The 26,349-nt window shown below is 69.9% G+C and carries 28 protein-coding genes; 23 read left to right on the top strand and 5 right to left on the bottom strand.

The features are described 5' to 3' along the window. Positions 1 to 9 precede the first annotated feature (9 nt). The 9 genes from IW249_RS30530 (at position 10) to IW249_RS30490 (ending at position 8,419) form a co-directional block, all read left to right on the top strand. Positions 10 to 1,314, top strand: coding sequence for an ABC transporter substrate-binding protein (locus IW249_RS30530; RefSeq protein ID WP_196923945.1), 1,305 nt, complete (start codon positions 10 to 12; stop codon positions 1,312 to 1,314). 116 nt (positions 1,315 to 1,430) lie between these two features. Beyond that, positions 1,431 to 2,294 carry a carbohydrate ABC transporter permease gene (locus tag IW249_RS30525; RefSeq protein WP_307788758.1) on the top strand — a complete coding sequence of 288 codons (864 nt, stop codon included), beginning with the start codon at positions 1,431 to 1,433 and terminating at the stop codon, positions 2,292 to 2,294. Then, entirely contained in the window at positions 2,294 to 3,190 is an 897-nt protein-coding gene (locus tag IW249_RS30520; protein ID WP_196923943.1) for a carbohydrate ABC transporter permease, read from the top strand. Before IW249_RS30525 ends, IW249_RS30520 begins: the two co-directional genes overlap by 1 nt. Positions 3,191 to 3,195: 5 nt before the next feature. Next, positions 3,196 to 3,873, top strand: coding sequence for a hypothetical protein (locus tag IW249_RS30515; RefSeq protein WP_196923942.1), 678 nt, complete (start codon positions 3,196 to 3,198; stop codon positions 3,871 to 3,873). Between the two features lie 84 nt (positions 3,874 to 3,957). Continuing rightward, positions 3,958 to 5,142, top strand: a complete 1,185-nt coding sequence (locus IW249_RS30510) for a glycoside hydrolase family 88 protein (RefSeq protein WP_196923941.1) — start codon at positions 3,958 to 3,960, stop codon at positions 5,140 to 5,142. 45 nt (positions 5,143 to 5,187) lie between these two features. Next, positions 5,188 to 6,012 carry a 5-deoxy-glucuronate isomerase gene (iolB, locus tag IW249_RS30505; protein ID WP_231394489.1) on the top strand — a complete coding sequence of 275 codons (825 nt, stop codon included), beginning with the start codon at positions 5,188 to 5,190 and terminating at the stop codon, positions 6,010 to 6,012. A gap of 126 nt (positions 6,013 to 6,138) precedes the next feature. Next, positions 6,139 to 6,528 (top strand): GntR family transcriptional regulator, encoded by a 390-nt coding sequence (locus tag IW249_RS30500; RefSeq protein WP_196923939.1) that lies wholly within the window; start codon positions 6,139 to 6,141, stop codon positions 6,526 to 6,528. After that, a complete protein-coding gene (locus IW249_RS30495) occupies positions 6,525 to 7,406 on the top strand; it encodes an ABC transporter ATP-binding protein (protein WP_196923938.1) in 882 nt (293 codons plus the stop codon). Before IW249_RS30500 ends, IW249_RS30495 begins: the two co-directional genes overlap by 4 nt. Continuing rightward, positions 7,403 to 8,419: an ABC-2 membrane transporter-related protein gene (locus tag IW249_RS30490; protein ID WP_196923937.1), complete on the top strand. Its 1,017-nt coding sequence runs from the start codon at positions 7,403 to 7,405 to the stop codon at positions 8,417 to 8,419. Before IW249_RS30495 ends, IW249_RS30490 begins: the two co-directional genes overlap by 4 nt. A gap of 17 nt (positions 8,420 to 8,436) precedes the next feature. On the opposite strand, the gene IW249_RS30485 is transcribed toward IW249_RS30490, so the two are convergent. Then, positions 8,437 to 9,414, bottom strand: a complete 978-nt coding sequence (locus tag IW249_RS30485; protein WP_196923936.1) for a phosphotransferase family protein — start codon at positions 9,412 to 9,414, stop codon at positions 8,437 to 8,439. On the opposite strand from IW249_RS30485, the gene IW249_RS30480 reads away from it, so the two are divergent. Continuing rightward, positions 9,413 to 9,718: a hypothetical protein gene (locus IW249_RS30480; protein WP_196923935.1), complete on the top strand. Its 306-nt coding sequence runs from the start codon at positions 9,413 to 9,415 to the stop codon at positions 9,716 to 9,718. The two genes, IW249_RS30485 and IW249_RS30480, sit on opposite strands and share 2 nt — an antisense overlap. A 31-nt stretch (positions 9,719 to 9,749) precedes the next feature. Here the strand turns inward: IW249_RS30480 and IW249_RS30475 are convergent, their stop codons facing one another. Continuing rightward, positions 9,750 to 11,264: a DUF4419 domain-containing protein gene (locus IW249_RS30475; protein WP_196923934.1), complete on the bottom strand. Its 1,515-nt coding sequence runs from the start codon at positions 11,262 to 11,264 to the stop codon at positions 9,750 to 9,752. 317 nt (positions 11,265 to 11,581) lie between these two features. Then, complete coding sequence (locus IW249_RS30470; RefSeq protein WP_196923933.1) at positions 11,582 to 12,802, bottom strand: PP2C family protein-serine/threonine phosphatase; 1,221 nt, start codon at positions 12,800 to 12,802, stop codon at positions 11,582 to 11,584. Positions 12,803 to 12,984: 182 nt separating this feature from the next. Between IW249_RS30470 and IW249_RS30465 the strand changes: the two genes are divergently transcribed. The 6 genes from IW249_RS30465 to IW249_RS30440 all read left to right on the top strand — a co-directional run bounded on the left by IW249_RS30465 (position 12,985) and on the right by IW249_RS30440 (position 17,034). Next, positions 12,985 to 13,419, top strand: coding sequence for an ATP-binding protein (locus IW249_RS30465; RefSeq protein WP_196923932.1), 435 nt, complete (start codon positions 12,985 to 12,987; stop codon positions 13,417 to 13,419). A gap of 137 nt (positions 13,420 to 13,556) precedes the next feature. Next, positions 13,557 to 14,318 (top strand): cyclase family protein, encoded by a 762-nt coding sequence (locus tag IW249_RS30460; RefSeq protein ID WP_196923931.1) that lies wholly within the window; start codon positions 13,557 to 13,559, stop codon positions 14,316 to 14,318. Between the two features lie 12 nt (positions 14,319 to 14,330). Next, a complete protein-coding gene (locus IW249_RS30455) occupies positions 14,331 to 15,968 on the top strand; it encodes a thiamine pyrophosphate-binding protein (protein ID WP_196923930.1) in 1,638 nt (545 codons plus the stop codon). A gap of 97 nt (positions 15,969 to 16,065) precedes the next feature. Continuing rightward, positions 16,066 to 16,449 carry a VOC family protein gene (locus tag IW249_RS30450; protein WP_307788757.1) on the top strand — a complete coding sequence of 128 codons (384 nt, stop codon included), beginning with the start codon at positions 16,066 to 16,068 and terminating at the stop codon, positions 16,447 to 16,449. Positions 16,450 to 16,453: 4 nt separating this feature from the next. Next, the gene (locus IW249_RS34565; RefSeq protein ID WP_231392718.1) at positions 16,454 to 16,753 is read left to right on the top strand and encodes a hypothetical protein; all 300 of its coding nucleotides are present in this window, start codon (positions 16,454 to 16,456) and stop codon (positions 16,751 to 16,753) included. A gap of 71 nt (positions 16,754 to 16,824) precedes the next feature. Beyond that, entirely contained in the window at positions 16,825 to 17,034 is a 210-nt protein-coding gene (locus IW249_RS30440) for a hypothetical protein (protein WP_196923928.1), read from the top strand. Positions 17,035 to 17,042: 8 nt separating this feature from the next. On the opposite strand, the gene IW249_RS30435 is transcribed toward IW249_RS30440, so the two are convergent. Beyond that, positions 17,043 to 17,756: a GAF and ANTAR domain-containing protein gene (locus IW249_RS30435; protein WP_196923927.1), complete on the bottom strand. Its 714-nt coding sequence runs from the start codon at positions 17,754 to 17,756 to the stop codon at positions 17,043 to 17,045. A gap of 553 nt (positions 17,757 to 18,309) precedes the next feature. Between IW249_RS30435 and IW249_RS30430 the strand changes: the two genes are divergently transcribed. From IW249_RS30430 to IW249_RS30400, 7 genes are all read left to right on the top strand, one after another. Then, complete coding sequence (locus IW249_RS30430) at positions 18,310 to 18,705, top strand: STAS domain-containing protein (protein ID WP_196923926.1); 396 nt, start codon at positions 18,310 to 18,312, stop codon at positions 18,703 to 18,705. 155 nt (positions 18,706 to 18,860) lie between these two features. Beyond that, positions 18,861 to 19,526, top strand: a complete 666-nt coding sequence (locus IW249_RS30425; RefSeq protein WP_196923925.1) for a GntR family transcriptional regulator — start codon at positions 18,861 to 18,863, stop codon at positions 19,524 to 19,526. A gap of 85 nt (positions 19,527 to 19,611) precedes the next feature. Then, on the top strand, positions 19,612 to 21,414 hold the full coding sequence (atzF, locus tag IW249_RS30420) for an allophanate hydrolase (RefSeq protein ID WP_196923924.1): 1,803 nt from the start codon (positions 19,612 to 19,614) through the stop codon (positions 21,412 to 21,414). Between the two features lie 37 nt (positions 21,415 to 21,451). Next, positions 21,452 to 22,141 (top strand): biuret amidohydrolase, encoded by a 690-nt coding sequence (gene biuH, locus IW249_RS30415; protein ID WP_196923923.1) that lies wholly within the window; start codon positions 21,452 to 21,454, stop codon positions 22,139 to 22,141. 9 nt (positions 22,142 to 22,150) lie between these two features. Then, a complete protein-coding gene (locus IW249_RS30410; protein WP_196923922.1) occupies positions 22,151 to 22,843 on the top strand; it encodes a cysteine hydrolase family protein in 693 nt (230 codons plus the stop codon). A 12-nt stretch (positions 22,844 to 22,855) separates the two neighbouring features. Beyond that, positions 22,856 to 24,484, top strand: coding sequence for a SulP family inorganic anion transporter (locus tag IW249_RS30405; RefSeq protein WP_231392717.1), 1,629 nt, complete (start codon positions 22,856 to 22,858; stop codon positions 24,482 to 24,484). Between the two features lie 83 nt (positions 24,485 to 24,567). Beyond that, positions 24,568 to 24,954: an AtzH-like domain-containing protein gene (locus tag IW249_RS30400; protein WP_196923921.1), complete on the top strand. Its 387-nt coding sequence runs from the start codon at positions 24,568 to 24,570 to the stop codon at positions 24,952 to 24,954. Positions 24,955 to 25,012: 58 nt separating this feature from the next. Here the strand turns inward: IW249_RS30400 and IW249_RS30395 are convergent, their stop codons facing one another. Next, positions 25,013 to 26,302, bottom strand: coding sequence for a ricin-type beta-trefoil lectin domain protein (locus tag IW249_RS30395; RefSeq protein WP_231394481.1), 1,290 nt, complete (start codon positions 26,300 to 26,302; stop codon positions 25,013 to 25,015). Positions 26,303 to 26,349 lie beyond the last annotated feature (47 nt).

Here is a 26,349-nt window from a genome sequence, read left to right as displayed (position 1 = left end):
GGAGAGAGCATGAAGCGTGCGATACCGGCCGTCATCAGCGCCGCGACGGCCCTGGCGCTGGTTCTCGCCGGCTGCGGGGGCGGAGACGAGCCAGTCGACCCCAATGCCCCGGTGACCATCACCCTCGCCGGCTGGAGCCTGTCGTCCACACCCGAGTTCAAAGCGCTCGCCGACGGCTTCAAGGCGACCCACCCGAACGTGACGGTGGAGCTCAAGGAGTACGCCCCAGGCAACGACTACGACACCCAGATGATCACGGACCTGGCCGCCGGCACCGCCCCGGACGTCTACGTCATGAAGAACCTCAAGAACTTCTACACGTACCAGAGCGGTGGTCAGCTGCTCGACGTCTCCGACGCCACTTCCGGTCTCGGCTCGAGCCCGGCGCTCGCGTCGTACCAGGTGGACGGCAAGGCGTACGCGGTGCCGTACCGGCAGGACTCCTGGGTGTTGTTCTACAACAAGGACCTGTTCGCGAAGGCGAAGGTGGCTCCGCCGGACGGCAACTGGACCTGGGACGACTACACCGACGCGGCGAAGCGGCTGCACACCGGGCTGAAGGGGGCCGGCTCGAACGCGACCGGCGCCTACCAGCACACCTTCCAGTCGACGGTGCAGGGATTCGCGCTCGCCCAGACCCCCAACGCGGACCTGCTTTCCGGGGACTTCGGCTACCTGAAGCCGTACTACGAGCGGTCACTGGACCTGCAGGCGGCCGGCGCGCAGCCGACCTTCGGCACCGCGAAGACCAACAAACTCACCTACCAGGCGCAGTTCGGCAAGCAGCAGTCGGCGATGCTGCTGATGGGTACCTGGTACGTGGCCACGCTGCTCAACCAGCGACAGAGCGGTGACGCCGACACGTTCCAGTGGGGGATCGCCCCGGCGCCGCAGTTCGACAAGTCCACCACCGGCACCTCCGCCACACCTGTCACCTTCGGTGACCCGACCGGCCTGGGGATCAACCCGAAGATCAGCAAGTCCAAGACCGCCGCGGCCAAGGCCTTCCTCCAGTACGCGGCCGGCCCGGATGCCGGCAAGGCGCTGGCCGGGATCGGCATCACCCCGGCCCAGGTCACCGACGCGGTCACCGCGACGCTGTTCGGGCTGGCCGGCGTACCGCAGGACGACCTGTCGAAGTTCGCCTACGCCAAGCACACCGTCAAGCCGGAGAACCCGGTGTCGAAGCACACCGCCGGCCTGCAGAACCTCCTCAACGAGACGCACTCGGCGATCCTCTCCGACAGCAAGGGCGTCGACGCGGAGCTGAGCAAGGCGCAGGCCCGCGCCAAGAACGAGGTCCTCAACCAGTGAGCTGATGGCGGGTCCGGCGCGCCTCCGCCGCACGCCGGTCCCGCCACCACGCCGAACGCTCCCGGAGACTCCCTATGGCAACATTGCCGCGCACGAGACCCAGGAACCGGCGGCTGGTGTCGCGCAACACGGTCGCCGGCTGGTCGTTCATCCTTCCCAACTTCGTCGGCTTCGCCGTGCTCACCCTGCTACCCGTCGTCGTGCTGTTCTACGTGGCCTTCACCAACTGGAACGTCTTCGGGGTGGCCGAGTGGACCGGCACCGCCAACTTCCGGCGGATGTGGGACGACGCGAGCTTCTGGACCGCGTTGCGCAACACCGTCTACTACACCGTCTTCCACATCCCGCTGACCCTCGCGGCGTCACTCGGGCTGGCGCTGCTGCTCAACCGCAAACTGCGCGGCGTACGGTTCTTCCGCACCGTCGCCTTCTTCCCCTACATCACCTCGATCGTGGCGATCGCGGTCGTGTGGAACCAGCTGTTCAGCCCGGAGTACGGCCCGATCAACGCTCTGCTCGGTGCCGTGGGGGTGGACAACCCGCCGGGCTGGACCACGTCGTCGACCTGGTCGATGCCGGCGGTCATCATCGTCGGCACCTGGCGGTACATGGGCTACTACATGCTGCTGTTCCTGGCCGGCCTGCAGACCATCCCGGCCCAGCTCTACGAGGCGGCCGAGACCGACGGCGCCACACCGTGGCAGCGGTTCGTGCACGTGACCCTGCCCGGGCTGCGACACACGACCTTCTTCGTCACCGTGCTGCTGACCATCGAAAGTTTCAAGGTCTTCGACCTCATCCTCGTGATGACCGGCGGCGGACCTGGCCAGTCGACACTGGTGCTCTCGCAGTACATCTACCAGAAGAGCTTCGAGGAGAACCAGTTCGGCTACGCCTCGGCGGTCTCCATCGTCCTGTTCGCCATCTGCTTCAGCATCACGGTCATCCAGTTCATGGTCAACAAGCGGAGGAACAGCTGATGACCGCGACCGACCTCTCCCTGGCCACCCCCGCCGTCGCCGCGTCCGACAACCGCAGCGCGCCCGGCCGACCGGTCCGGTCCCGGGGCTGGCGGCTCGTCGGGTACGCCGCCCTCGTGCTCGCGGCGGCCGGGCTGCTGCTGCCGTTCTACTGGATGGTGGTGGCGTCGTTGAAGACCAACAGCGACGTCTTCACCATCCCGATCACCTGGCTCCCCGATCCCGTGGTGTGGCGCAACTACCTCGACATCTGGCAGCGCTCGGACATGATGACGTGGTTGGGTAACACCCTGCTGCTGTCGGTGGTCGTCACCCTCCTGCAGGTGGTGACCGGGAGCTTCGCCGCCTACGGCTTCGCCCGGGTCCGCTTTCCCGGCCGCAACGCGCTCTTCCTGGCGTACGTCGGAACGATCGCGGTGCCCTGGCAGTCGTACATGATTCCGCAGTTCATCCTCATGTCGAAGTTGCAGTTGTCGAACACGCTGTGGTCGATCGTCGCGCTGCAGGCGTTCGGCGCGTTCGGCGTGTTCCTGATGAAGCAGTTCTACGAGACGATCCCCGAGGAGCTGAGCGAGTCGGCGCGGGTCGACGGTCTCAGCGAGTTCGGCATCTACCGTCGGATCATGCTGCCGCTGTCCCGACCGGCGCTGGCCAGCCTGGCCCTGCTGACGTTCGTGACCACCTGGAACGACTACCTCGGCCCGCTGATCTACCTGCGCAGTCCGGAGCTGCGCACCATCCAGTTGGGACTGAACACCTTCATCTCCCAGTACAACGCCGAGTACGCGCTGATCATGACGGGCTCCGTGCTGTCCGTGCTGCCGGTCGCTGTCATCTTCCTGCTCGGCCAGCGCCACTTCATCGAGGGCATCGCCACGACCGGACTGAAGGGTTGAGGCCCATGCGTTCGCGCCACCACACCATCACCGCCGTCTTCGACGGGTTCTACGTCGCGCTCGTCACCAACCTGCTGCTGGTGCTCGGTTGCCTGCCACTGGTGACGCTCATGTTCACCACCGAGGCGGCACGCTCGTGGCCGCTGTACGCGCTGACCGCCCCGCTCTGCGCGCCCGGGCTCTGTGCGGTCTTCGCGGTCATGTCCGCCTACTCCGCCGGCGACTCCGGCGGGGTGCTGCGCACCTACGGCCGTGCCTGGCGAGCCACCGCCCGGCCGGCGATGCTCTGGACGGCGGCAGCCATGGCCGCACTGGTCGTGCTCGCCGTCGACGCCCGCGCCGCGTGGGGCCATCGGGTCGGCGCACTCGCCCTTCCGGTCCTGGCGACCCTGATCGTCCTCACCATCGCGACCACGCTGCTCGGGCTGGTGACCCTCGCCGACCGACCCACCGCGCGGTTGCGTGACGTGGCCCGTGCCTGCCTGTATCTGGCGGTGCGCCGCTGGTACCTCACCGCCGTGTCTCTGCTCGTCCTCGTGCTGCTCGCCCAGATCCTGGCCGCCCGCCCCGCGATCGCGCTCGGCCTCGCCGCCGCGCCACTGCTCTACGTCGTGTGGGCCAACAGCCGCTTCACCATGCGCGCCGCCCTCGACCCACCGACGACAGCACCCCAGACCACGTGAACACCACGTTCCGGCCACCGATCCGGGACGCCGATGAGACACCTGCCCGGCACCGGACCGGACACACGAGGGAGATCAGCATCCATGACGGCGACCGACGTCCGTCCCAACTCCGACGCAGAAGCCACGGCGGCCGCGGTGGCCGCCGCGATACGTACCGTCGGCGCGAACATCGCCACCTTCGGCGACCGGTACCCCGCGGACACCACCGACGCCAACCGCTACCCGCTCCGGCCACCGAGTGCTGGCCAGCCCGAGGGCGCCAACGTCGGCTGGACCACCAGCTTCTGGCCCGGCATGCTCTGGCTGGCACACGACCTGACCAGTGACGATCACTACCTGCGGGCCGCGATGTCGCACGTGGACAGCTTCGCGGCCCGGATGACCGACGGCATCGACCTGGACACCCACGACCTCGGGTTCCTCTACACCCTCGCCTGCGTCACCCCGACCCGTCGTACCGGCGACCAGCGGGCCCGAGACGCGGCTCTCGCCGCCGCCGACCACCTGATGACGCGCGTTCTCGAACCCGCCGGAATCATCCAGGCCTGGGGCGACCTGAACGACCCCCGCCAACGCGGCCGCACCATCATCGACAGCCTCATGAACACGCCGCTGCTCTTCTGGGCCAGCGAGACCACCGGCGACGACCGCTACGCCGCCGCGGCCCGCCGGCACACCGCTCAATTGCGCCAGCACATCCTGCGTCCGGACGGCACCACCTTCCACACCTTCTACTGGGACACGGACAGCGGCGCGCCACTGCGCGGGGAAACCGAACAGGGCCACGCCGACCACTCCTGCTGGGCGCGTGGGCAGGCCTGGGGCATCTACGGGTTCAGCCTCAACCACCGGCACATCGGCGACCCCGCGCTGCTCGCCGCCGCGAGGACCTGCGCCGACCACTTCCTCGCGCGCCTGCCCGACGACCACGTCGCGTACTGGGATCTGGAGTTCGGCGACGGCAGCGGCCAGGAGCGGGACAGCTCGGCAGCGGCCATCGCCGTCTGTGGCCTGGTCGAACTGGCGGACGGCCTCGCCGACACGGCCGGCGCCGGCCGGTACCGGACAGCCGCCACCAAGATTCTGCGCTCGCTCATCGACAACTACTCCACGGGCAGCCATCCGGCCTCGAATGCGCTGATCCTGCACGGCGTCTACGACAAACCCAAGAGCGTCGGCGTCGACGAGGGAACCCTCTGGGGCGACTACTTCTACCTGGAGGCCCTCACCCGCGCCACGATCCCTGGCTGGATCAGCCCCTGGTAGCCGCCGCGACCGACCCGCACTGCCCGCATTCTGCGAAAGGTGATCATGAACTACCGCTACCACTGCTCCATCCCCGCCCTCGACGGCCGGAACACGCTGCCATTCAACCCCTGCCGGCTGCTGGACTTCACACTGCTGCGGCTGTCGGCTGGCGAGTCCTGGACCGGCGGGTCCGGCGACCGGGAGATCCTGGCCGTCATCCTCGGTGGCACGGCCAGCTTCACCGTCGCCGACCGCCACTTCCCGCAGGTCGGTCAGCGTGCCGACGTCTTCTCCGGTAAGCCGCACTCCGTCTACATCCCGGCCGGCTCCGAGGTGACCGTCGAGGCCGTCACCGACGTGGAGATAGCCCTACCCAGTGCACCAAGCGAGTTGGCCACCGACCCCTATGTCATCGCACCGGAGCAGGTCGCGACCGGCCGCTGGGGAGCGGCCAACTTCGGCCGTACCTACCACCAGATCCTCACCGAAATCTCGCAGCCGGACCTGCCCGCCCGCCGTCTCATCGTCGGCGAGACCTACACGCCCTCGGGCAACTGGAGCACCTACCCGCCACACCGGCACAAGGTCGACGACCTGCCAGCCGAGGCCGCACACGAGGAGATGTACTACTACCGCGTCAACCCGGCGAACGGGTTCGGCATCAGCCGGGTCTACACCGACGACGGGTACGAGGAGAACGTCACCATCCGCGATCACGTCATGCAGATGATGCCGGAGGGGTACCACACAGTGGTGAGCGCGCCCGGCTACACCACCTACTTCCTGTGGTTCCTGGCCGGCACACAACGCACCCAGGGCGCTCGCGAGGACGCCGACCTCGCCTGGGTGGGCCAGACCGTACCGACCCTGCGGAGCCTGGGCCTGTAGTGACGTCCGGTGGAACCCATCGCACCGTCGACGGGTAGTCGTCCGAGATCCCACGACGTCATTCGGTAGCGGAGAGGCCGTCCATGGCCCTATTGTGCTAGGCAACTAGTGGAATGGGGTGGCGAGGTGATCGAGTTTCACCTGGACGCACGGTCCGGGGTTGCGCCGTACATGCAGCTCATCCGGCAGGTACGGCACGCACTCCGGCTCGGGGTCCTGAAGGAAGGCGACAAGCTGCCCACCGTCAAGGAGGTGGTGGCCCGGGTCGCGATCAACCCGAACACGGTGTCCAAGGCATACCGCGAGCTGGAGTACGAGGGCCTGGTCACCGCCCGGCCAGGACTGGGCACGTTCGTCACCCGCACGCTGGGCGGCGACTCGCTGAGCAAGCACGAACCGCTGCGGCAGGACCTCGCGCGCTGGCTGACCGAGGCACGGGAGGCCGGCCTGGACGACGAGAGCATCGAGGCGCTCTTCCTCAGCAGCTTTCGCGCGTTTTCGGAGGCCCGAGCATGACTAGCGCGCTGATCACGGACGGTCTGACCAAGCGGTACGGGCGCCGCTCCGCACTGAAGGACTGCACTCTGGACATTCCGGCCGGCCACGTCGTGGGCCTGGTCGGGCCGAACGGCGCTGGTAAGTCCACGCTGCTGCAACTGGCCTGTGGGCTGCTCGATCCGACCTCGGGGCGGATCGAGGTGCTCGGCGCGCGGCCGGTCAGCGGGTCGCCGCAGGTCGGGTTCGTCGCACAGGACACACCGGTCTACGCCGGCCTGACCGTCGCCGACCACCTCCGGATGGGTGCACACCTGAACCCGTCCTGGGACGGTGCGCTCGCCGAGCGGCGGATCGCCCAGGTCGGCCTGGACCCGGCACAGAAGGCGGGCAAGCTCTCCGGTGGCCAGCGCGCCCAACTCGCCCTGACCGTCGCCGCGGCGAAGCGCCCCAATCTGCTGCTGCTCGACGAGCCGGTGGCGGCACTCGACCCGCTCGCCCGACGCAACTTCCTGCAGGGGCTGATGGAGTTGACCGCCGAGCAGGGCATGAGCATCGTGATGTCCTCACACCTGGTCGCCGACCTGGAACGGGTCTGCGACTACCTGATTGTGCTGGTCGCCTCTCGGGTGCGGGTGGCCGGTGACGTGGACGACCTGCTCGCCACCCACCACCGCCTGGTCGGGCAGCGGCGCGACACCGCCGACCTGGGCGCCGGGCGAGCCCTGGTCGAGCAGAGCCACACCGATGTGCAGTCGACCCTGGTGGTGCGCAGCACCGCGCCGATCGTCGACCCGACGTGGCAGGTCGACCGGCTGGACCTGGAGGACATCGTGTTGGCGTACATGAGCGGTGCCACCGGCGACGGGCCGGATCGGGTTCTGGAGGGACAGCGATGATCTGGATGACCTGGCGGCAGTTTCGCACCCCGGCCCTGGCCACCGGCACCCTGTTGCTGCTGCTCCTAGGTGGTCTGGCGCTGACCTGGGCCGAGGTGACGGAGCTGGCCACGCAGACCGGGTACACCGGCTGCCAGGGCGACGCCTGCCTCGCCGCCGGCGAGGCATTCCTCCAGGCCCTGCAACCGGGGTGGGCCAGTGAGTTCCACATCGCCGCCATCGGCGCCCTGTACCTGCTGCCCGCCCTGGTAGGCATCTTTTGGGGTGCGCCGTTGGTGGCCCGGGAGTTGGAGACCGGCACGTACCGCATGGTCTTCAGCCAGTCCGTCAGCCGCGACCGCTGGCTGCTGGTCAAACTCGCGGTCGGTGGCGGTGCCGCCGCGCTCGGTGCCGGCGTGCTCAGCCTGGTGCTGAGCGAGTGGGCGCAGCCGATCGACGGGGCCTCGGCGGACCGGATGAACCCGCTGGTGTTCGCGGCCCGCGGGATCGTCCCGGTTGGCTACGCGATGCTGGCCTTCGTGGTGGGTGTCGCCACCGGACTGCTGCTGCGGCGGACCCTCGCCGCGATGGCGGTGACCCTCCTGGTGGTCGTCGGCCTCCAGATCGCCGCTCCGTTCGCGATCCGCCCCTGGCTGGCTCAGCCGATCACCACGGTCAGCCCCCTACGGTTCGACGGTGATTTCGGGATCTCGATGAGCCCCGACACCGGGCGGATGATGGTCCATGTCGAGCCCGACCGCAGGGGTGACTGGGTCGTGTCGAGCACCACGATCACCTCGACCGGAGCGGAGTTCACCGGTCCGGCCGATATGACCCAGTGCGGGCCGAGGGCGCTCGGCGGGCGCGATGCGTGCCAGAGATGGCTGGGGGAGCAGAACCTCAGCCTGAAGGTGAGCTACGTGCCCGGCTCGAAGTTCTGGACCCTGCAATGGCGGGAGTTCGGCGTGCTGATCGCGCTGACCGTCGTGCTGGCCCTGTTCTCCCTCTGGTGGGTCCGCCGCCGACTGGTCTGACCGCACAGCCGGAGGCATCAGATCGCGGCGAGTGCCTTGGCGATGTTCCGCTCGGCGAGGTCGCGCATCCATCGTCGGTCCGGGAAGTCGGTGTCCGCGATGCGCAGTGGACCCTCGATCAGCGACAGCACCTGCGCGTACCGGTAGAGCTCCAACCTGTCCGCGTCCAGATCGACCGGACGCAGCGCCGGATACGCCTCGCCGAAGCGCATCTGCAGCCAGGCGTGCTCCCATTCGACGTCGAAGTAGGACAGCCCTTCGATGTCGATCATCACCGGCTCGCCGGCCGGTGTGACGAGTACGTGATCCGGTCCGAGTTCACCGTGCACCAGCGCGTACTCCCGCCGTGGCGCGACCCTGCCATGGAGGTGATGCAGGTGGGCGGCAATCCTCTGCTGCGCAGCAGACAGCCTGGGGTCGCGGGCTGCTGCTGCGTCGAGGTGGCCGAGCGCCCGGTCCACGATGATGTCCTCGGTGCGTCGAGTCTGGGACGCCTTGCCCTGGGCGATGGCCGCGAGCCTGCCATAGCGTGGGTCGAAGGTGGTGTGCATACGGCGCAGGGCGTCGCCGAGAATCGACAGCGGCGCGGCGGCCGCAGCGGGATCGCGTTCCATGAGGGTCTCGAGCCGTAGCGCGCCGGCGTCTTCGAGCAGCGCCATGTCGGCGTCGAGGTAGCGGCCGTCGCGGTCGAGCATGATCAGCCGCGGCACGCGCACACCAGCGGCGACGAGTACCGCGTGGTTGGCTGCGAAGAGTTCCGCGCCCGACGCGTCGGTGAACGGGTCATCCGGGACCGTCGGCGACGGCGGCCAGTAATTCTCGCCCGCTGCCCACACATACAGAATCACGGTCTTCTGATCGTCGAGACCGAGCCGGTAGACGCCCTTCTTGCTGCCACCGGTCAGCCGCTCCAGGCCGGTAAGCCGGCTCGTGGAGCCGAACTGCTCCGCCACCAGATCGTGCAAATCATCCGACTGCAGGAACGTCCGCATCATGGGTGCCTCTCCTCAGGTCGCGGCGCTCGCCGGCCACGGTAGACGGCTCGCCTCGATCGGCGCGGCGTTGCTGGCCCTCACCGCACTGGCTCTGATGGACACGTGCATTGGCATGGTCCCGATGCCCCTCTCCGTCGGCAGGGACAACGCCCTGTTCGCGTGGCATGCCATCACGCCCACGCTGTCCCTACCGCAACCGATGCCGGCGCTCACGGCGGTGGTCGAACTGACCGCGTACCTGCTGCTCGTCGCGGGCCTCACCGATCGTCCCGTCGGGACGCGCGCGCCAGCGGCCAGGGTCTGAGAGCACTCTGTCGACGGGGCGTACTCCTGGATCAACCGCTGGGTCGGTCGAGCTGGTGGAGTCGGCCGGTTTCCAGGTGGGAGATGTCGCCTTCGGAGTCGAGGGCGGCGTCGAGCAGCTGCGCGAGCGAGGTGCCGTACACGGGAACGTCGGCGGGCTCGTCGATCAGGCGGACGAGCGCGTCGAACTCGTCCGACTGTGCGGCCGTCACTTCCTCGGCTCGGCAGAGGATCCAGTGGGTCGACTGCGTTGCGTAGTCGACGGCAGCACAGATCTTGCGGCCATCGGCGAGGTCGATGATCGGCAGGAGTGACCGCTCGTCGTTGTCGCGGTAGATCCAGCGGTGCTCGGCGGCCGGCAGTAGCTGCCACGCGCCGAACAGGGTGGCGGCACCGATGCGCTGGTAAAGCGCCACGACCTCGGCGGGCGCGTTCAACAGGCGTACGGGCTGGGGTGGTGTGGTCTCGTGGTCGCGCACCATCCGGTCGATGACGTCGTCGATCTCCACCGCGCTCGGCGCGAGGTACCAGCCGGCAATGGGCCGCAGTCCACCGTTGTCGTCCTGCGCGACGCCGACCAGGCCGGCGTGCAGGGCGACCGCCCGGTTCTCGCCCGCCACCAGATCGTTGACGTCCACTGTCACCCGCGACAACGTCGCGGGGACCTGATCGGTGCGGAGGCCGGGACCGTGGTAGAAGCCGCGTCCGTCGACTGTCGCGTCGCGAGGCTCGTCGATGGGCAGTTCCAGCAGCGGGTTCGGCCGGTCGAACGTGCCCTCACCGCGAAGGTACGGGTACAGGCGCGCGGCCCAGCCGGTGACCACGTCACCGCCGTACGCGTCGACCGGGTTGTAGATGCGCCGCCAGAACGCCACGTCCTCATCCCCTGCCGCGGCGCGGACGAACTGGTCGGCGATCGGCCCGAGCGAGCGGCACCACTTCTGCAGGCCGAACCCGGCGAGCGCGTCCACCCGCGCGCGAATCTTCTGCCAGTCCGCCACGTCGCCAGTCAGCGTGATCGACGGGATTCCGCACACGCATACCAGCCAGAGTGAGAAGTACGGCGAGTAGGCGTCGAGGAGGGCTACTCGTCCCGCGATCCGGTCGACGTCAGTGCTGGTGGAAAAGTCGCACTCGAACAGGTCCGCGTCGGTGATCTCGGCCGCGAGCAGTTCATGGAAGGACGCCACCAGGTCCTGCCAGGAAGCGGCGTCCTGCGGCATCTGCCCATCGACGGTGACGGTGAGCCGCTTACGGCCGGCGTGACTCACCAAGCGGGGGCGCAACTCCTCGGCGTGCAGCCGGATGTGTTGCGCGACCCCCTGCGTGATGGTCAACCACACCGCGTCCGGAGACAACACCAGCGGGCGATGGTCGGCGAACGCCCGGCCGACGGCGTCGAGCAGCGGATGCACTCCGTCGGGCACGAGCACCGGCATCGCCGGATCGCCGCCAATCACCAACGCGTCATCGAACAGTTCGTTGAGCGGCCGGGTGGGCAGGCGCACGGTCGCGGGGCTCACCTCGTCGACCCGGAAGATCGCCATTGGGCGACTCTAACGCTCCTTCGCCCGGACCAGATCCCACCCTGTCAGCTTCAGGCAACCACCAACCAGTGCGGAGTGTCGCTCGACGGCTGCGCTCGTGATGGCCATCCGTCGACCAAGCTGGGTTGAGCGGCGGCTCAGTCTGCCGGTGCTGGAGCGGCACCCACCGCAGCCCGCGTGCCGGTGCCGCGGTTTCTGGTCGTCGCTGTGCGGCCTGCTCGGGCCGGCGCGGCTGCGGACCAGGCCAGCAGCCACCGCCGAGCCATGATCAACTCGCCGACGGGAAACCGGTCGCGGCCCAGCGGTTGCCCGGAGGCTCAAGCCGGCGGTGGTTGCCGGCGGATGACCAGCAGAGCGATGTCGTCGACAGGGTGCTCCTCCGCGGTGGTGGCCATGATGTGGTCGCACAACGCCTCGGCTGGCCCGGACTGCACGGCGTCGGCGAGGCGCTCGATGCCGGTGTCGATCAGTTCGCTGCGGCGTTCGATGAGTCCGTCGGTGTAGAAGACGAGCGCCGCGCCCGGCGGTAGGTCCAGAACCGTGGTGCGTCGATTGGTTGATGGTCGGCCCACACCGAGTGGCCGGTCCACCGTCAGGTTGACCGGCTGGGTGGGATGACCGGGGACAGCCAGCAGCGGTGGTAGATGGCCTGCGGAGGAGAGGTGCACCCTCGTGCGGTCGGGTGTGATCAGGGCGTAGACGGCGGTGGTGAGGGTGCCTGCTTCGAAGTGGTGGATCTTGCGGTCGAGGGAGGTCAGCGCCTGGGCGGGATCGTCGGAATCGAGCGCGTAAGCGCGTAGCGCGCTGCGGATGCGTCCCATGACGACGGCGGAAGGCAGCCCATGGCCGGAGACGTCACCGATGACCGCGCCCAGCCAGCCCGAGGGCAACGTGAACACGTCGTACCAGTCGCCGCCGATGCCCAGGTCGTGGCCGGGCACGTACCGGGCGGCAAGGTCCAGGCCGGGAATGTCGGGTAGCCGGCCGGGCAGCAGGCTGTGTTGCAGGGCCAGCGCAGCCTGCCGGTCGAGGACCTGCACTCGGGCCTGACCCGCCAAGCTGGCACGATCGGCGACGAGCTGCAACAGCTGCACGTCGTCGGGCCCGAACCGCCGCATTGCCAGGGAGCCGACGTGCAGTACGCCGACGAGGTTGCCGTTGGCAATCATGGGCACGCCCAGCAGGGCACGGACGCCCGTGGCGAGCAGGATCGGATTCACCACGTCGTCGGGCGTCACGTTGTGGATCGTGACCGGGGCGCGTGTCGCCGCCACTCGGCCGGCGAAGCCGCGTCCGACCCGGATACGGAACCCGCGGCGCACCTCCTCCTCCAGGCCCTTGGCCGCGGTCGCGACGAGCTCGCCGGTGTGGTCGTCCAGCAGGAGGATGGTGGCGGTGTCGACCTTCAGTAGGTCCCGGACCCGTTCGAGTAGCTCGTCGAGCAACTCGGCGATGTTGAGCCCTGACAGGGCGGCGTCGGTGATCGCCTCGATACGTCTCAGCCGCTCGTCGTTCGTCACCAGTTCGGCATCGGGCACCCAGGCAGCCTAGACGCCGACACGCGGCCGATGGCACGTCAGGCGCGAGATCAACAGTGTCGTGCCGTCGGCGTGGGGTACCTTCCCATGTCACATCGATGCAATGGTCGCCGGGTGAACCCGTTGCGGAGCGCTATCCTCCCTCGTGCCACCGGCTCCACGTCCGACAGGGAGGGGAAGCAGTGGGTGACCCACCGCTCGGCCACCACGTCCCCACCGCCAGCAAGCCCCTGTTCTCGACGTCGTTCACCCTCGCCGACCTCAACCGCGTCCGACACGAGGTCGAGGTCGTCGGTCGCCAATGCGGCCTCGACCACGACGAGATCGAGAACTGGGTCATCGCTGTCAACGAACTCATGATCAACGTGATCCGGCACGGGGGAGGGGCAGGTTGGCTACGCCTGCTCCTGGACGGTCAGCTCACCTGTGAAGTCACTGACCAGGGGCTGGGCTTCAACGCCGCTCGCTACGTTCCGTGCGCCGAGCGACCGCCCCTGTCCGGTACGGGAGGAATGGGCTTGTGGGTGGTGGGGCAGATGGCCGACTACCTCCTCGTCGACAGCGGACCCGTAGGCACCACCATCCGCATCGCGGCACGCAGCCGCCGCCTCGGATAGCCGTCAGCGGTCGACCGAGAAGGCCGGCAGGCAACGGTGGCAGCCATACGCTGGTTCATGGCAGCGGCACGGAGGCCTCGCCAAGTGGCTCCGTTCGATGGTCCATCGTGGAACATGAGCGGGTGTACCGTCGCCGCATGACGGTGCTCCAGGAGTTTGTCGCCGCTCTTTCCAGCGGCCAGATCCAGGTTGTCGACCTCACCGCTCCGCTCTCGGACCAGACCCCGATCCTGGGTCTGCCCGAGCAGTTCGGCCAGACCTGGCCGTTCCGGCTCAGCGAAATCAGCCGGTACGACGACCGAGGCCCGGCCTGGTACTGGAACAACTTCTCCACCGGCGAGCACACCGGCACCCACTTCGACGCCCCGGTGCACTGGGTCACCGGCCAACAGGGCGCCGACGTGTCGCAGGTCCCGGTGAGCCAGATGATCGCCCCGGCGGTGGTGATCGACCACGCCTCCGACGCCGCCGACGACAGTGACTTCCTGCTGGAGGTCGAGCACGTCAAGGCGTGGGAAGCGGAACACGGCGCCCTGCCCACCGGAGGCTGGCTGCTCTACCGCACCGGCTGGGACGCCTACGGCGACGACCCGGAACGGTACGCCAACGCCGGGCGTACCCCGGGCATCTCCGTGGAGTGCGCCCGCTGGCTGGCCGAGGAGTCACCGATCCAGGGCGTCGGGGTGGAGACGGTCGGGACCGACGCGGGCGCCGCGCATTCGTTCGACCCGCCATTCCCGTGCCACTCGTACCTGCTCGGCCAGGACAAGTACGGCCTGACCCAGCTCCGTAACCTGGCGCAGTTGCCGGCGACCGGCGCGGTGGTGATCGCCGGACCGCTGCCGATCGTCTCCGGGTCGGGCAGCCCGTGCCGGGTCCTCGCGCTGGTCGAACGGTAGGCCGGACCACCGATGCGGGTAGCCGAGGTGGTCGGGCGGACCCTGTACGGACACGGCGCACGGCACGTCTTCGGGGTGGTCGGCAGTGGCAACTTCCATGTCACGAACGCGCTCGTCGCGGCCGGCGCCCGGTTCGTGGCGGCGGCCCACGAGGGCGGCGCGGCGAGCATGGCCGACGGGTACGCCCGCACCGCCGGGACGGTGGGACTGCTCTCGGTGCACCAGGGTCCGGGTGTCACCAACGCGCTGACCGGCCTCACCGAGGCCGCGAAAAGCCGTACCCCGATGGTGGTCCTGGCCCCGGAGGCGACAGCGCCGCGGTCGAACTTCTTCATCGACCTGCCGGCGCTCGCCGCCGCGGTCGGGGCCGACTTCAACCGGGTACGCGCGACGCACGCGGCCGAGGACACGGGCGCGGCGTACCGGACCGCCGCCCGGGGCGCGACGGTGGTGCTGGGCCTCCCGTTGGAGGTGCAGCAGGCCGTGACCGAACCGTGGTCCGGCCCGGTCCCGGTGGTCGCAACGGCCCCGCCCGCCATCCCGCCGATCGAGGCGTTGCTGGCCGCGCTCCAGGCCGCCCGTCGGCCGGTCTTCATCGCCGGTCGGGGCGCCCGGGCAGCCCGAGAACCGCTGACCGGGCTCGCCGACGCGTGCGGCGCGCTGCTCGCGGTATCGGCCGCCGCGAAGGGCCTGTTCGCCGGGAACCCGTGGAACCTCGACGTCGCCGGCGGCTTCGCCACCCCACTCGCCGCCGAGCTGATCGGCACGGCGGATCTGGTCGTCGCGTGGGGCAGCACGCTGAACATGTGGACCACCCGGCACGGCGAACTGATCCCACCCTCCGCCGTCGTCGTCCAGGTGGACCACGACCCGGCCGCGTTCGGGGTCAACCGCCCGGTCGACCTGACGGTGGCCGGCGAGGTGTCTGCGGTCGCCGAGGCGGTGCTCGGGCGGTTGGGGGACCACTTCACGGGGTCCGTCGACGGCGGGTGGCGTACGCCGGAACTGGCCCGACGGATTCGCGGCCACGGCCGGTGGCGGACGGTTCCGTACCAGGATGAGGGCGGCGGCGCGCCGACGACGATCGACCCGAGGACGCTCTCGGCCGCACTGGACGACCTGCTGCCACCCGACCGGACGGTGGTGGTCGACTCCGGCAACTTCATGGGCTACCCGTCGATGTGGCTCGACGTGCCGGACGTGGCCGGGTTCTGCTTCACCCAGGCGTTCCAGTCGGTCGGGCTCGGCCTGGCCAGCGCGCTCGGCGCGGCTGTCGCCCGGCCGGACCGGCTCACCGTGGCCGCGGTCGGCGACGGGGGCTTCGTCATGTCCGCGACCGAACTGGTCACCGCCGTTCGGCTGGCGCTACCCCTGCTCGTGGTGATCTACGACGACGCGGCGTACGGCGCGGAGGTGCACCACTTCGGCCCGGACGGGCACCCGTTGGAGACCGTCACCTTCCCCGAGACCGACCTGGCCGCGATCGCCCGCGGTTACGGCTGCGACGGGATGACCGTCCGGACCGTCGACGATCTCGCACCGGTACGCCGCTGGCTCGCCGGTCCCCGTACCCGGCCGCTGGTGATCGATGCCAAGGTCTGCGCCGCGCGCGGCTCATGGTGGTTGGAGGAGGCGTTCCGTGGCCACTGAGCCACCACCGCGGTGCCGACGGCGGTCCCGGGTGTCAGCCGGGCGACGCCCGGTCGGGTCGGTGACAGGGGTGTCACAGCTGACGTACGTTGGCGGGGTGGCCACTCTCTGGACCTTGGGATGCGATGCCGACGATCCCCAGCGGATCGCCGCTTTCTGGGCGTTGGCCCTCGGCTATGTCAAGGAGCCCGGTTTCGACGAGCCCGACAACGCGTCCATCGTCGACCCGGACGGTCGGGGTCCTGCCATCAGCTTCCTGAAGGTCCCCGAGGGAAAGTCCGCCAAGAACCGTATGCACATCGACATCCGGGTGGCCGGTCCCGGCTCCGGGGACATGGCCGAGCGCGCCCGGTTGATCCGGCAGAGGGTCCCCGACCTGGTTGCCGCTGGCGCGACGGTGGTCCGCGAGGAGTGGTACGGCGACGTCCTCGGGCACGTCGTCATGCAGGACCCCGAGGGCAACGAGTTCTGCGTCGCCTGATGCCATGATCACTGCCGTGGCGACGCCGCGGGCTGCTGATGGCGTCCCGGCCAAACAGGTGCCGATCGGGCAGCGCCGGCGGGACCGTTTGCTGGTGGAGCCGGAGGGTAGGTGGGAATTCATGACCACGCCTGAGCAGAGTCAGCAGGAGAGAGCCCTCGAAACCGGCGCGGTGTACCAGGACGCCGAGGGACGCCGAACGACGGATCCTGGCTCCGGGGCCGCGAATGCGGACAGTGAGGCCGACCGCAACGCGGAGCACCTGAAGCGGGGCGAGGTCGGGCCGCGCGTCCCGGAGGAGTAGCGGGCCGGGGTGTACGGAAACCCCCTCGGGGTAGCGGTAGGGGACGAGCGAAAACCCCCGAGGAGGACGAGATGACCGATCCCAGGTACGTACCGATCGGACTGGCCGACGCCGGGCGGCTGATCGACGACGACGGCGCGGACACCGGCCCTGCCGGGGAGATCGTCGGCGCGGACGACGCGAAGGCGGACGCCGCCCGGACCGGCGCCGACGTGGACCTGTCCCACGCGGCCCGCGACGGCGATGGCGCGGCGGACGCCGACGCCGACGCCGAGCGGTAAGCCCCTGGTCAGCGCCTGGTTTCTCCGGCTGCCCCGTCCACCAGGGCCTGCGCCACGTCGCGGAGCTTGCGGTTGGAGTCCTGCGACACCTTCGCCAGGATGTTGAACGCTTCGGTGGCGGTGCACCGGCGTTCAGCCATGATGATGCCCTTCGCCTGTTCGATGACCGCACGGCTGGCCATCGCGTCCTGCATCTGGCGGGCGAGGTTGGCTGTGCTCTCGTAGAGCTGGGCGTTGGCCAGGGCGACGGCGGCGTACGCGGCGAAGGTCTCCAGCACGGCGACCGTGTCGTCGTCGAAGGCGTGCGGGGTGCGGGCATAGACGTTGAGCGCGCCGACCACCGCCTCCTGGATCGGCATGCCGATCGACACGGAACTGCCGACTCCCGCCTTGCGGCCGCGTTCGGCCCAGTCGGGCCAGCGATCCTCGGCGGTGATGTCGGGCACGGAGAGGATGTCGCCGCCGGCGGCGGCGGCCAGACACGGGCCGCTTCCCTGGGCGTACTGGCGTTCGTCCAGGTCGAGAGCCAGCTCGTGGGTGAACGCCGCGGTGTGCCCGGTTCCGCCGCGAACCAGCGTGACCGAGACCTCGACCGGCACGGGCAGCACCCGTTTGGCCAGTTCCGCGACGCGCTGCAGAACGTCGTCGAGGCTGGTCTCAGCGAGTTTGATGCGGCCGAGCTCGGCGAATGCGTCGGCGGGGTCCGTCGGCGAGTGGGTCATGGCACCGAGTCCTCACGGCCGGCGCGCCCATGGAGAATCGAAGCTCGGGATGGCGTGGGCGCGCGGATGGCAGCCCGCGTGACGCGGACCGCTGCACGGACCCCCAACCGGGCGGAGCCGGGACCAACGCCGGTTGCTCGACGCTGGTTCGTCACATCCGGTACGCGGATGTGAACTACAGGCCCGTCAGAATACCCGGGATATCAGTCGGCGACGACGAGCGCCTGGGGCGCGGAGGCCGGTAGCCGAAGACCTGGCCCACGCCCCAGCCGGCCAACCGGGCCGCCACCAGGTCCGCCGCTGTCGCCTCCTCGCCTCGACCGCCTTCCAGCATGTGGCCCTACCCCGGGCCGGCGGACCGAACCGGACGGGTAGTACCTCTTCGGGATCTTCGCGATCAGTGTCGGATCGGACTCGTCCCCGGCGATGGGTGTCGGCGGCGCACGTCGTGGGTAGGGTGGTCCGCGGGTCAAGACATGCGCCCAGGTCCGCCGCCCGCGCCTCGTCGCCGCGGGAGGGTCCGACTCACCGATGAACCAGATCGGGAGGCGTCATGTCCATCCTCGAACAACCCACTCGGCAGCACGCTCAACCCATACGGCAGCACGCTCGGCCCGCCAAACCGATCATGACGCTCGACCTGAACAATGACCCGCATGCGCCACTGATCGTCGTTTCCGGCGAGGTCGACATGAGCACCGCTCATCTCATCAGTGAGCTGGCCGAACACGTGATCACCCGGCGGCCCGCACGTCTGGTGCTCGATCTCTCCGGGGTGACCTTCTTCAGCGCCCATGGCATCAGCGCCCTGCTGCGAACACAGCGTGCGGCCGAGTCTGCCGAGGTCGCGTTGGCCCTGCGCGCCGCGGCTCCGTGCGTCACCTACCTGCTGGCGGTCACCGGCACCCGGCTAGACCTGGATATCCCGGTGACCAACGCGAGTCGGTGATCCCGTTTTCGATTGGGGCTGCGCCGCTCGGGGTGAGAAGCCCTCCGACTGTGCTCCAGGGAGGCTGAGCCGATGCCGTGCGCAGCCGACCCGACCCCGCCGAGGGAGGACGCGCCCACGCCGGCCGTCCGGGGGCAGGTGGCAGACTCATCGGCGTGGACGACGTGGCCGCATCGACGGTGGATGGTGAGCTGGAGAGCGTCAGCCTGGTGGACCTCGCCGTCTCCCGGCTGACCCGGGAAATCCTCAGCGGCAAGAGCGACCCGGGCGAGCGCCTGGTGGAAGAGCAGTTGACGCGGCGGCTCGGGATCAGCCGGGCTCCGTTGCGGGAGGCGCTGCGGTTGCTGGCCCAGCAGGGGCTGGTCGAGCACGTGCCCCGGCGTGGGGTCCGGGTGGCCACCCTGTCGGACCGCGACGTGCGGGAGCTGTACGAGCTGCGTGACGTGCTGGAACGCTTCTCGGTGCGGGCGGGGATCCCGGTCGGCCGGGAGAGCGACCTCGCCGGGTTGCGGGCGACACTTGACCAGCTGAGGGAGGCGACCCGGGTCGGCGACCGGATGGCGGTCGCCGAGTCGCACCGGGAGTTCCACGTCGCGTTGGTGGCGCTCGCCGGCAACCGGCAGCTCTCCGCTGTGTACGGCTCGATCCTGGTGAAACTCCAGCTCTACATGGCGATCAACCTGCGCCGGGAGGCGGAGCTGGCGCAGCCGCTGGACGGGGTCCACCGGCACGAGCGGTTGTTCGAGGCGGTCGCCGGGGGAGACCCGGAGGAGGTGCTTGCCGTGCTCTCTGGGCACGGCGCGCGTTCGTACCTCGGCTAGCTGGAGTCAGCCGTGGGCACGCCCCGTCATGTCGTCGTTACGTGACGCGCGGTTTCCCGAAACAGAACAGTCGACAATCGACTGTATGCCAGAGCGAGTGAAGTCCATTGCGGAGCTTCGGTCGGCGTACCGCGAGGGCGGCCTGACCCCGGCGGACCACGCCGAACGCGTCCTGGACGGGCTTTCCGGGAGCGACCACGGGCCGGTCTGGATCAGCACCGTCCCGGCCGACCGCCTCCGTGAGCGCGCCGAATCGCTGACCCGCCACGGTGATCCCGCGCTGCCGCTGTACGGGATCCCCTTCGCGGTCAAGGACAACATCGACGTGGCCGGCATGGTCACCACGGCGGGCTGCCCCGACTTCGGGTACCTGGCCGCCGAGGACGCACCGGTGGTGCGGCGGCTCCTCGACGCGGGCGCGCTACTGGTCGGCAAGACCAACCTCGACCAGTTCGCCACCGGCCTGACCGGCGCCCGCTCGCCGTACGGCAGTTGTCAGAGCGTGTTCGGCGGCGGCCTCATCTCCGGGGGCTCCAGCTCCGGCTCGGCGGTCGCGGTGGCCGCGGGCCAGGTCAGCTTCGCCCTGGGTACGGACACCGCCGGCTCCGGCCGGGTGCCGGCGGCTCTCAACGGGATAGTGGGCCTCAAGCCCACCCGGGGTCTGCTCAGCACGGCCGGCGTGGTGCCCGCCTGCCGCTCACTGGACTGCGTGTCGGTCTTCGCCCCCGACGTGGCCGGCGCCCTCGACGTCCTGCATGCCGCCCGTGCCGTCACCCCGGCAGACCCCTGGGGACGCCCGTTCCCGGCCGAGCGGGTCGTGCCCCGCCCGCCGGGGACGCTCCGCCTCGGGGTGCCCCGGGCGGAAGACCTGGAGTTCTTCGGCGACACCGGGCAGGAGACCCGATTCGCTGCTGGCGTGGAACGGCTGCGCACCTTCGTCGGTTCCCCCCGGTCGGTGCCGCTCGGCGCCTTCTTCGAGGCGGGAGACCTGCTCTACCGGGGGCCCTGGGTGGCCGAGCGCCTCGTCGCCCTGGGCGGCTTCCTGCGCTCGCACCCCGAGTCGGTCCTCGCGGTGACCCGGGCCGTACTCGAGACCGGGTGGCGCTACGACGCGATCGACGCCTTCCGGGGTCAGCACCGCCTGCGCGAACTGCGAGCGCAGGTCGACCAGCTCTGGGAGGACATCGACGTGCTGGTGGTGCCCACCGTCGGCACCACCTTCACCCTCGACGAGATCGCCGAGGACCCGATCGGGCGGAACGCCATGCTCGGCCGCTACACCCAGTTCGCGAACCTGCTCGACCTGGCCGCGGTGACCGTACCCAACGGGTTCACCAGCTCCGGCCGCCCGGCGAGCCTGACCCTGGTCGGCCCGGCGTTCAGCGACACCACACTGGCCCGGCTGGCCGCCACCCTCACCGAGGGCGGTGCGCCGACCGGCGCGGTCGAGGCCGGCTCACCGCCGCCCCAGCGTACGGCGGAACTGCTGATCGCCGTGGTCGGCCGGCACCTGACCGGCGAGTCCCGCAACGGCGAGTTGCTCGGGCACGGCGCGGTCCTCGCCGGCACCGCCCGCACCGCACCGCTCTACCGGCTGTACCGGATGGACACCCCCGACGGCGACGGACTGCCGGGCCTGGTCCGGACCGGCCCGGACGGGTCGCCGGGCCACCCGATCGAGGTGGAGCTGTGGCGGCTGCCCAGCGCCGCGCTCGGTGGGCTGCTGGCCGGCGTGCCGGCCCCGCTCTCGGTCGGCTGGATCCGGCTGCACGACGGACGGGATGTGCTCGGTTTCCTCTGCGAAGCGTATGCGGCGGGCCCGCCGGCCGAAGACATCAGCGCCAGCGGCGGGTGGCGGGCGTACCGCCGTTCCGCGGCCCGGCGCTGACGCGGCAGCACCAGCGATCACGACAGGAGGCGAGAGGATGGGCAGCATCGGGCCGGTAACGGCCAACCCCTACCCGTGGCCCTACGACGGCGCGGCGGACACCGCGCGTACCGCACTGCTCTGCATCGACTGGCAGACCGACTTCTGCGGACCGGGCGGCTACGTCGACGCGATGGGTTACGACATCGGCCTCACCCGGGCCGGCCTGCCGGCCACTGCCCGGCTGCTGGAGCACGCACGATCGCTCGGGATGCTTGTCGTACACACCCGGGAGGGGCACGACCCGCAGCTGTCGGACCTGCCGGCGAACAAGCGGTGGCGTTCGGCGCGCATCGGCGCCGAGATCGGCGCCGCCGGCCCGGCCGGCCGGATCCTGGTCAGGGGCGAGCCGGGCTGGGAGATCGTGCCCGAGGTGGCCCCGGTGGCCGGTGAGGTGATCATCGACAAGCCCGGCAAGGGCGCCTTCTACGCCACCAACCTCGACCTGGTGCTCCGCACCCGGGGCATCACCCACCTGATCCTCACCGGCATCACCACCGACGTCTGCGTGCACACAACAATGCGCGAGGCGAACGACAGGGGATACGAGTGCCTGATCCTCTCCGACTGCACCGGCGCCACCGACAAGGCCAACCACGACGCCGCCCTGCACATGGTCACCATGCAGGGTGGCGTCTTCGGCTGCGTCACCACCTCCGACGACGTCATCGCCGCCACGGCCAGGTGAGGTGCGCCCATGTTGACCATCGCCGCCGCGCGGCCCGGCCCGTACTCCTTCGACCTCTCGACCACGGCGCTGCTCGTCATCGACATGCAGCGCGACTTCCTGGAACCCGGCGGGTTCGGTGAGAGCCTGGGCAACGACGTCGGCCAGTTGCGCCGGACCATCGGGCCGCTCGTGGCGCTGATGGCCGACGCCCGCGCCGTCGGCCTGAGCATCCTGCACACCCGCGAGGGGCATCTGCCCGACCTGTCCGACTGCCCGCCGGCCAAGCTCAGCCGTGGCGCACCGAGCAAACGGATCGGTGACCCCGGACCCAAGGGCCGCATCCTGGTCCGTGGCGAGTACGGCCACGACATCATCGACGAGCTGACGCCGCTGCCCGACGAGCCGGTCATCGACAAGCCCGGCAAGGGCGCCTTCCACGCCACCAACCTGGACGTCCTGCTCACCGAGCGGGGCATCCGCAGCCTCCTGGTCACCGGGGTCACCACCGAGGTGTGCGTGCACACCACCGTCCGGGAGGCCAACGACCGCGGGTACGAGTGCCTCGTGCTCGCCGACTGCGTCGGGTCCTACTTCCCCGAGTTCCACCGGGTCGGGCTCGACATGATCGCCGCCCAGGGCGGCATCTTCGGCTGGGTCGCCGACTCGGCGCAGGTACGCGCCGCGCTGCCCACCACCCCCGTGTTGCAGCCCTCCTCCTGACCGGGAGCAGCCATGACAGCGACCAAACCCACAGTCGTCCCGCTCCCGTACTGGGTCCGCGGCGACACCAACGCGTTCTTCGGTTTCGGCGTCAACGTCCTGGTCAACGTGCTCACCCTGACCGGGCTCTGCCTCGCCGTGGTGAACCTTCCCGAGGGGGAGGTGTTCGGCACCATCCTGCCGGCGCTCGGCATCGCCCTGGTCGCCGGGAACGTCTACTACACCTACCTGGCCCGCCGGCTGGCCCGACGGGAGAACCGCGCCGACGTGACGGCCCTGCCGTACGGGCCGAGCGTGCCACACATGTTCATCGTCATCTTCGTCATCATGCTCCCCATCTACCTGCGCACCCAGGATCCCGTGCGCGCCTGGGAGGCCGGGCTGGCGTGGGCCTTCATCATCGGCGTGATCGTGCTGATCGGCGCGTTCGTCGGGCCGTACATCCGCCGGTACGCGCCCCGGGCCGCGCTGCTCGGCACCCTCGCCGGAATCTCCATCACGTTCATCTCGATGAACCCGGCCGGGCAGATGTGGCGGATGGCCTGGGTCGCGCTGCCGGTCTTCGCGTTGCTGCTGATCGGTCTGCTGACCGACGTGAAGTTGCCGTTCAACTTCCCGATCGGGCTGGCGGCGCTGCTGCTCGGCACCGCGATCGGCTGGGCCGGTGGGGCGATGTCGGTGCCGGATGTCACGGCCGCGGCCCGGGACATCGCGATCGCCGTCCCCTCGTTCAAGCTGGACCTGCTCTTCACCGGGCTGGCCGACATGGCGCCCCTGCTGGCGACGGCGATCCCGCTCGGCGTCTACAACTTCACCGAGGGCATGACGAACGTGGAGAGCGCGGCCACCGCGGGGGACAACTACAACCTGCGCAGCGTGTTGCTCGCCGACGGTGCGGGCGCGGTGATCGGGGCCGCGCTCGGCTCGCCGTTCCCACCGGCCGTCTACGTCGGGCACCCGGGCTGGAAGGCCGCCGGTGGACGCAGCGGCTACTCGATGGCGACCGGTGTGGTGATCGCGTTGCTCTGCTTCCTCGGCATGTTCGGGCTGCTCGGCGCGATCTTCCCGACGGCGGCGATCGTGCCGATCCTGCTCTACATCGGATTGTTGATCGGGGCGCAGGCGTTCCAGGCGACCCCCAGGGCGCACGCCGCGGCAGTGGTCGCCGCGCTGATCCCGAACATCGCGGCCTGGGCCACCGGGCAGATCGACAACACCCTGGCGGCGGCCGGTACCACCGCTGCGGCGGTCGGCGACGATGCGCTCAACGGCGCCGGCGTGATCTACGACGGGCTGCTGGTGCTGGGTCAGGGCGCGATCCTCGCCGGCCTGGTGCTCGGCGCGGTGGTGGTCTTCATCATCGACAAACGGTTCGGTCGGGCCGCGATTTTCGCCGGCTCCGGCGCGCTTCTGTCGTTCATCGGGCTGATCCACGGCGAGCGGATCGAGTGGAACGCCAACGGTCAGGTGGCACTGGGCTACCTCTTCGTCGCGGTGATCTGTGTGGTCTTCGCGCTGGGGCGCCCCACGCCCCGCGAACCGGACCCGGAGGAGGTTGATCCGGAACGGGAGCCCGGTCGGGCCGATCCCGCCAATGACCCGTCGGCCGACGGGCAGCGGACGTCAGCGCTGAGCGGCTGAGCCGGTCGGCCCGGTCGGGAGCGTCACGGCTCCCGACCGGGCCGGCGAGTTCCCTGACCGATCGGATCGAAGGGACGTACCGCATGGAGATCGACCGGACGGACGTTGTCGCCGAGGTGGCGGCGGCCTTCGCCGACTACGAGCGGGCGCTGGCCGACGGGAACGCCGACCGGATCTGCGGGTACTTCTGGGATTCCGAGCGCACCGTGCGGTTCGGCCTCGCCGACCATCAGTACGGGCTGGACGAGCAGCGCAAGTGGCGTGCCGCGCAGCCACCGCTGCCGCCCGGTCGCCGGCTGGTCGATCCGATCATCACCACGTTCGGCCCGGACCTGGCGGTCGTGACAACCCGATTCGGGTACGACGGCAGCGCCGCCACCGGTCGGCAGACCCAGACCTGGGTACGCCTGCCCGTCGGCTGGCGGATCGTCACCGCGCACGTCTCGCTCTCCGCCGCCCCCACCGCCTGACGCGACGCGCCGCCCGGGACAGGACCCGAGCGGCGCGCCTCCGACCTGGCGGGCCGTGCTAGTTGCGCGTGCTCCACTGCTGGTTGGCCCCGCCGTGGCAGGCCCAGAGGTGCAGTTGCGTGCCATTGGCCGTGCCGGATGCGACGGCGTCGAGGCACAGCCCCGACTGGGCGCTGGTGATGGTGCCGTTGGCGTTCAGGTTCCACTGTTGGTTGGCTTGGCCGTTGCAGTCCCAGATGAGGACCGCGGTGCCGTTGCTGCTGCCCGCCCCGCTGGCGTCCAGGCACTTGTTGCCGTAGACGGTCAGGGTGCGGTTGGCGGTGTGGGTCCAACGTTGGTTGGTGCCACCGTGGCAGTCCCACAGTTGCGGGCGTGCGCCGTTGCTGGTGCTGGAGTTGGGGACGTCGACGCACCGACCGGACTGGCTACCCGCTATCAGCACGTTCTGCTGGCCGGCCGGCGGAGTCGTCGGCGGGGGAGTGGTGGGCGGCACGTCCGATCCGAACTGGGTGAAGAACCGCCACACCTCCTGCTTGACCCAGCTCCGCGCGCCGCTCTCACAGCCGGCGCACCCGTCCACCGGGCCTTGCTGGTGGCCGCCGTCGAACGCGGCCCAGACCACGGGGTAGCCGGCCCGGCAGCCCGAGTAGGCGGTGGTGATGTGGGTCAGGCTGCCCGCCCTCGGCTCGGGCGGGTTCTGCGCGGCGCATCCGTTGTTCCGGACGAACCTGTCGCGCAGCGACCGTCCGCTCGGAATGTTGTCGTTGATGCCGTGAATCCCCAGGTACGCCACCGGCTGGGTGCCGCCGCTGCATCCGCTGATCGCCCCCGGGGCCGCGATTGCCGCGACCGCACGGAACACCGTCGGCCGGGAACACGCCAACGAGTAGCTCATCGCGCCGCCGTAGCTGAACCCGACCGAGAACCGTTGGGTGGTGTCGACGCAGAGAGCGTTGTCGATCGTGCGGATCATGTCGTCGGTGAAGGTGACGTCTTCACCGTTGGAGTTGCCCCAGCCGTTGTTGAGGCCCTGTGGGGCGACGAAGATCGTAGTGTTGTTCGACTGGGAGAGCATGCCGTAGTAGGCCCACGCAGCTCCGTCGGAGCCGCCACCCGCGACCTGGCTGGCGGTGCCACCCAACCAGTGGTACCCGAAGGCCAGCCGGTGGGCATAGGTGTTGTTGTAGTTGTCCGGCAGCCGAAGGATGAAGCTGCGGCTCTTCCCGCCGCTCTGGATGGTGTGGGTGCCGCTGTTCAGCCCGGGCGCCTTGCCGCAGCCGGCAGTGGTGGCCGCCGCCGCCGGTGCGACGGTCGTGACGACGTACGTTCCGACGGCGATCAGAACCATGACCGCCATGGCTGCCCCCAGCCAGGGGGCGGAAAGTTTGCGAAGTG

The organism is Micromonospora vinacea (assembly GCF_015751785.1).
GTDB lineage: Bacteria > Actinomycetota > Actinomycetes > Mycobacteriales > Micromonosporaceae > Micromonospora > Micromonospora vinacea.
The sequence above is the reverse complement of the archived record's forward strand: the minus strand, read 5'-3'. Positions and strand labels throughout refer to the sequence as shown.

Excerpts from the sequence above, each read along its gene's own strand:
- IW249_RS30530 (WP_196923945.1), top strand. The coding sequence starts at position 10 with ATGAAGCGTGCGATACCGGCCGTCATCAGCGCCGCGACGGCCCTGGCG.
- IW249_RS30520 (WP_196923943.1), top strand. The coding sequence starts at position 2,294 with ATGACCGCGACCGACCTCTCCCTGGCCACCCCCGCCGTCGCCGCGTCC.
- IW249_RS30515 (WP_196923942.1), top strand. The coding sequence starts at position 3,196 with ATGCGTTCGCGCCACCACACCATCACCGCCGTCTTCGACGGGTTCTAC.
- IW249_RS30510 (WP_196923941.1), top strand. The coding sequence starts at position 3,958 with ATGACGGCGACCGACGTCCGTCCCAACTCCGACGCAGAAGCCACGGCG.
- iolB (WP_231394489.1), top strand. The coding sequence starts at position 5,188 with ATGAACTACCGCTACCACTGCTCCATCCCCGCCCTCGACGGCCGGAAC.
- IW249_RS30495 (WP_196923938.1), top strand. The coding sequence starts at position 6,525 with ATGACTAGCGCGCTGATCACGGACGGTCTGACCAAGCGGTACGGGCGC.
- IW249_RS30490 (WP_196923937.1), top strand. The coding sequence starts at position 7,403 with ATGATCTGGATGACCTGGCGGCAGTTTCGCACCCCGGCCCTGGCCACC.
- IW249_RS30480 (WP_196923935.1), top strand. The coding sequence starts at position 9,413 with ATGGGTGCCTCTCCTCAGGTCGCGGCGCTCGCCGGCCACGGTAGACGG.
- IW249_RS30485 (WP_196923936.1), bottom strand. The coding sequence starts at position 9,414 with ATGATGCGGACGTTCCTGCAGTCGGATGATTTGCACGATCTGGTGGCG.
- IW249_RS30475 (WP_196923934.1), bottom strand. The coding sequence starts at position 11,264 with ATGGCGATCTTCCGGGTCGACGAGGTGAGCCCCGCGACCGTGCGCCTG.
- IW249_RS30460 (WP_196923931.1), top strand. The coding sequence starts at position 13,557 with ATGACGGTGCTCCAGGAGTTTGTCGCCGCTCTTTCCAGCGGCCAGATC.
- IW249_RS30455 (WP_196923930.1), top strand. The coding sequence starts at position 14,331 with ATGCGGGTAGCCGAGGTGGTCGGGCGGACCCTGTACGGACACGGCGCA.
- IW249_RS34565 (WP_231392718.1), top strand. The coding sequence starts at position 16,454 with ATGATCACTGCCGTGGCGACGCCGCGGGCTGCTGATGGCGTCCCGGCC.
- IW249_RS30440 (WP_196923928.1), top strand. The coding sequence starts at position 16,825 with ATGACCGATCCCAGGTACGTACCGATCGGACTGGCCGACGCCGGGCGG.
- IW249_RS30435 (WP_196923927.1), bottom strand. The coding sequence starts at position 17,756 with ATGACCCACTCGCCGACGGACCCCGCCGACGCATTCGCCGAGCTCGGC.
- IW249_RS30430 (WP_196923926.1), top strand. The coding sequence starts at position 18,310 with ATGTCCATCCTCGAACAACCCACTCGGCAGCACGCTCAACCCATACGG.
- atzF (WP_196923924.1), top strand. The coding sequence starts at position 19,612 with ATGCCAGAGCGAGTGAAGTCCATTGCGGAGCTTCGGTCGGCGTACCGC.
- biuH (WP_196923923.1), top strand. The coding sequence starts at position 21,452 with ATGGGCAGCATCGGGCCGGTAACGGCCAACCCCTACCCGTGGCCCTAC.
- IW249_RS30410 (WP_196923922.1), top strand. The coding sequence starts at position 22,151 with ATGTTGACCATCGCCGCCGCGCGGCCCGGCCCGTACTCCTTCGACCTC.
- IW249_RS30405 (WP_231392717.1), top strand. The coding sequence starts at position 22,856 with ATGACAGCGACCAAACCCACAGTCGTCCCGCTCCCGTACTGGGTCCGC.
- IW249_RS30400 (WP_196923921.1), top strand. The coding sequence starts at position 24,568 with ATGGAGATCGACCGGACGGACGTTGTCGCCGAGGTGGCGGCGGCCTTC.
- IW249_RS30395 (WP_231394481.1), bottom strand. The coding sequence starts at position 26,302 with ATGGTTCTGATCGCCGTCGGAACGTACGTCGTCACGACCGTCGCACCG.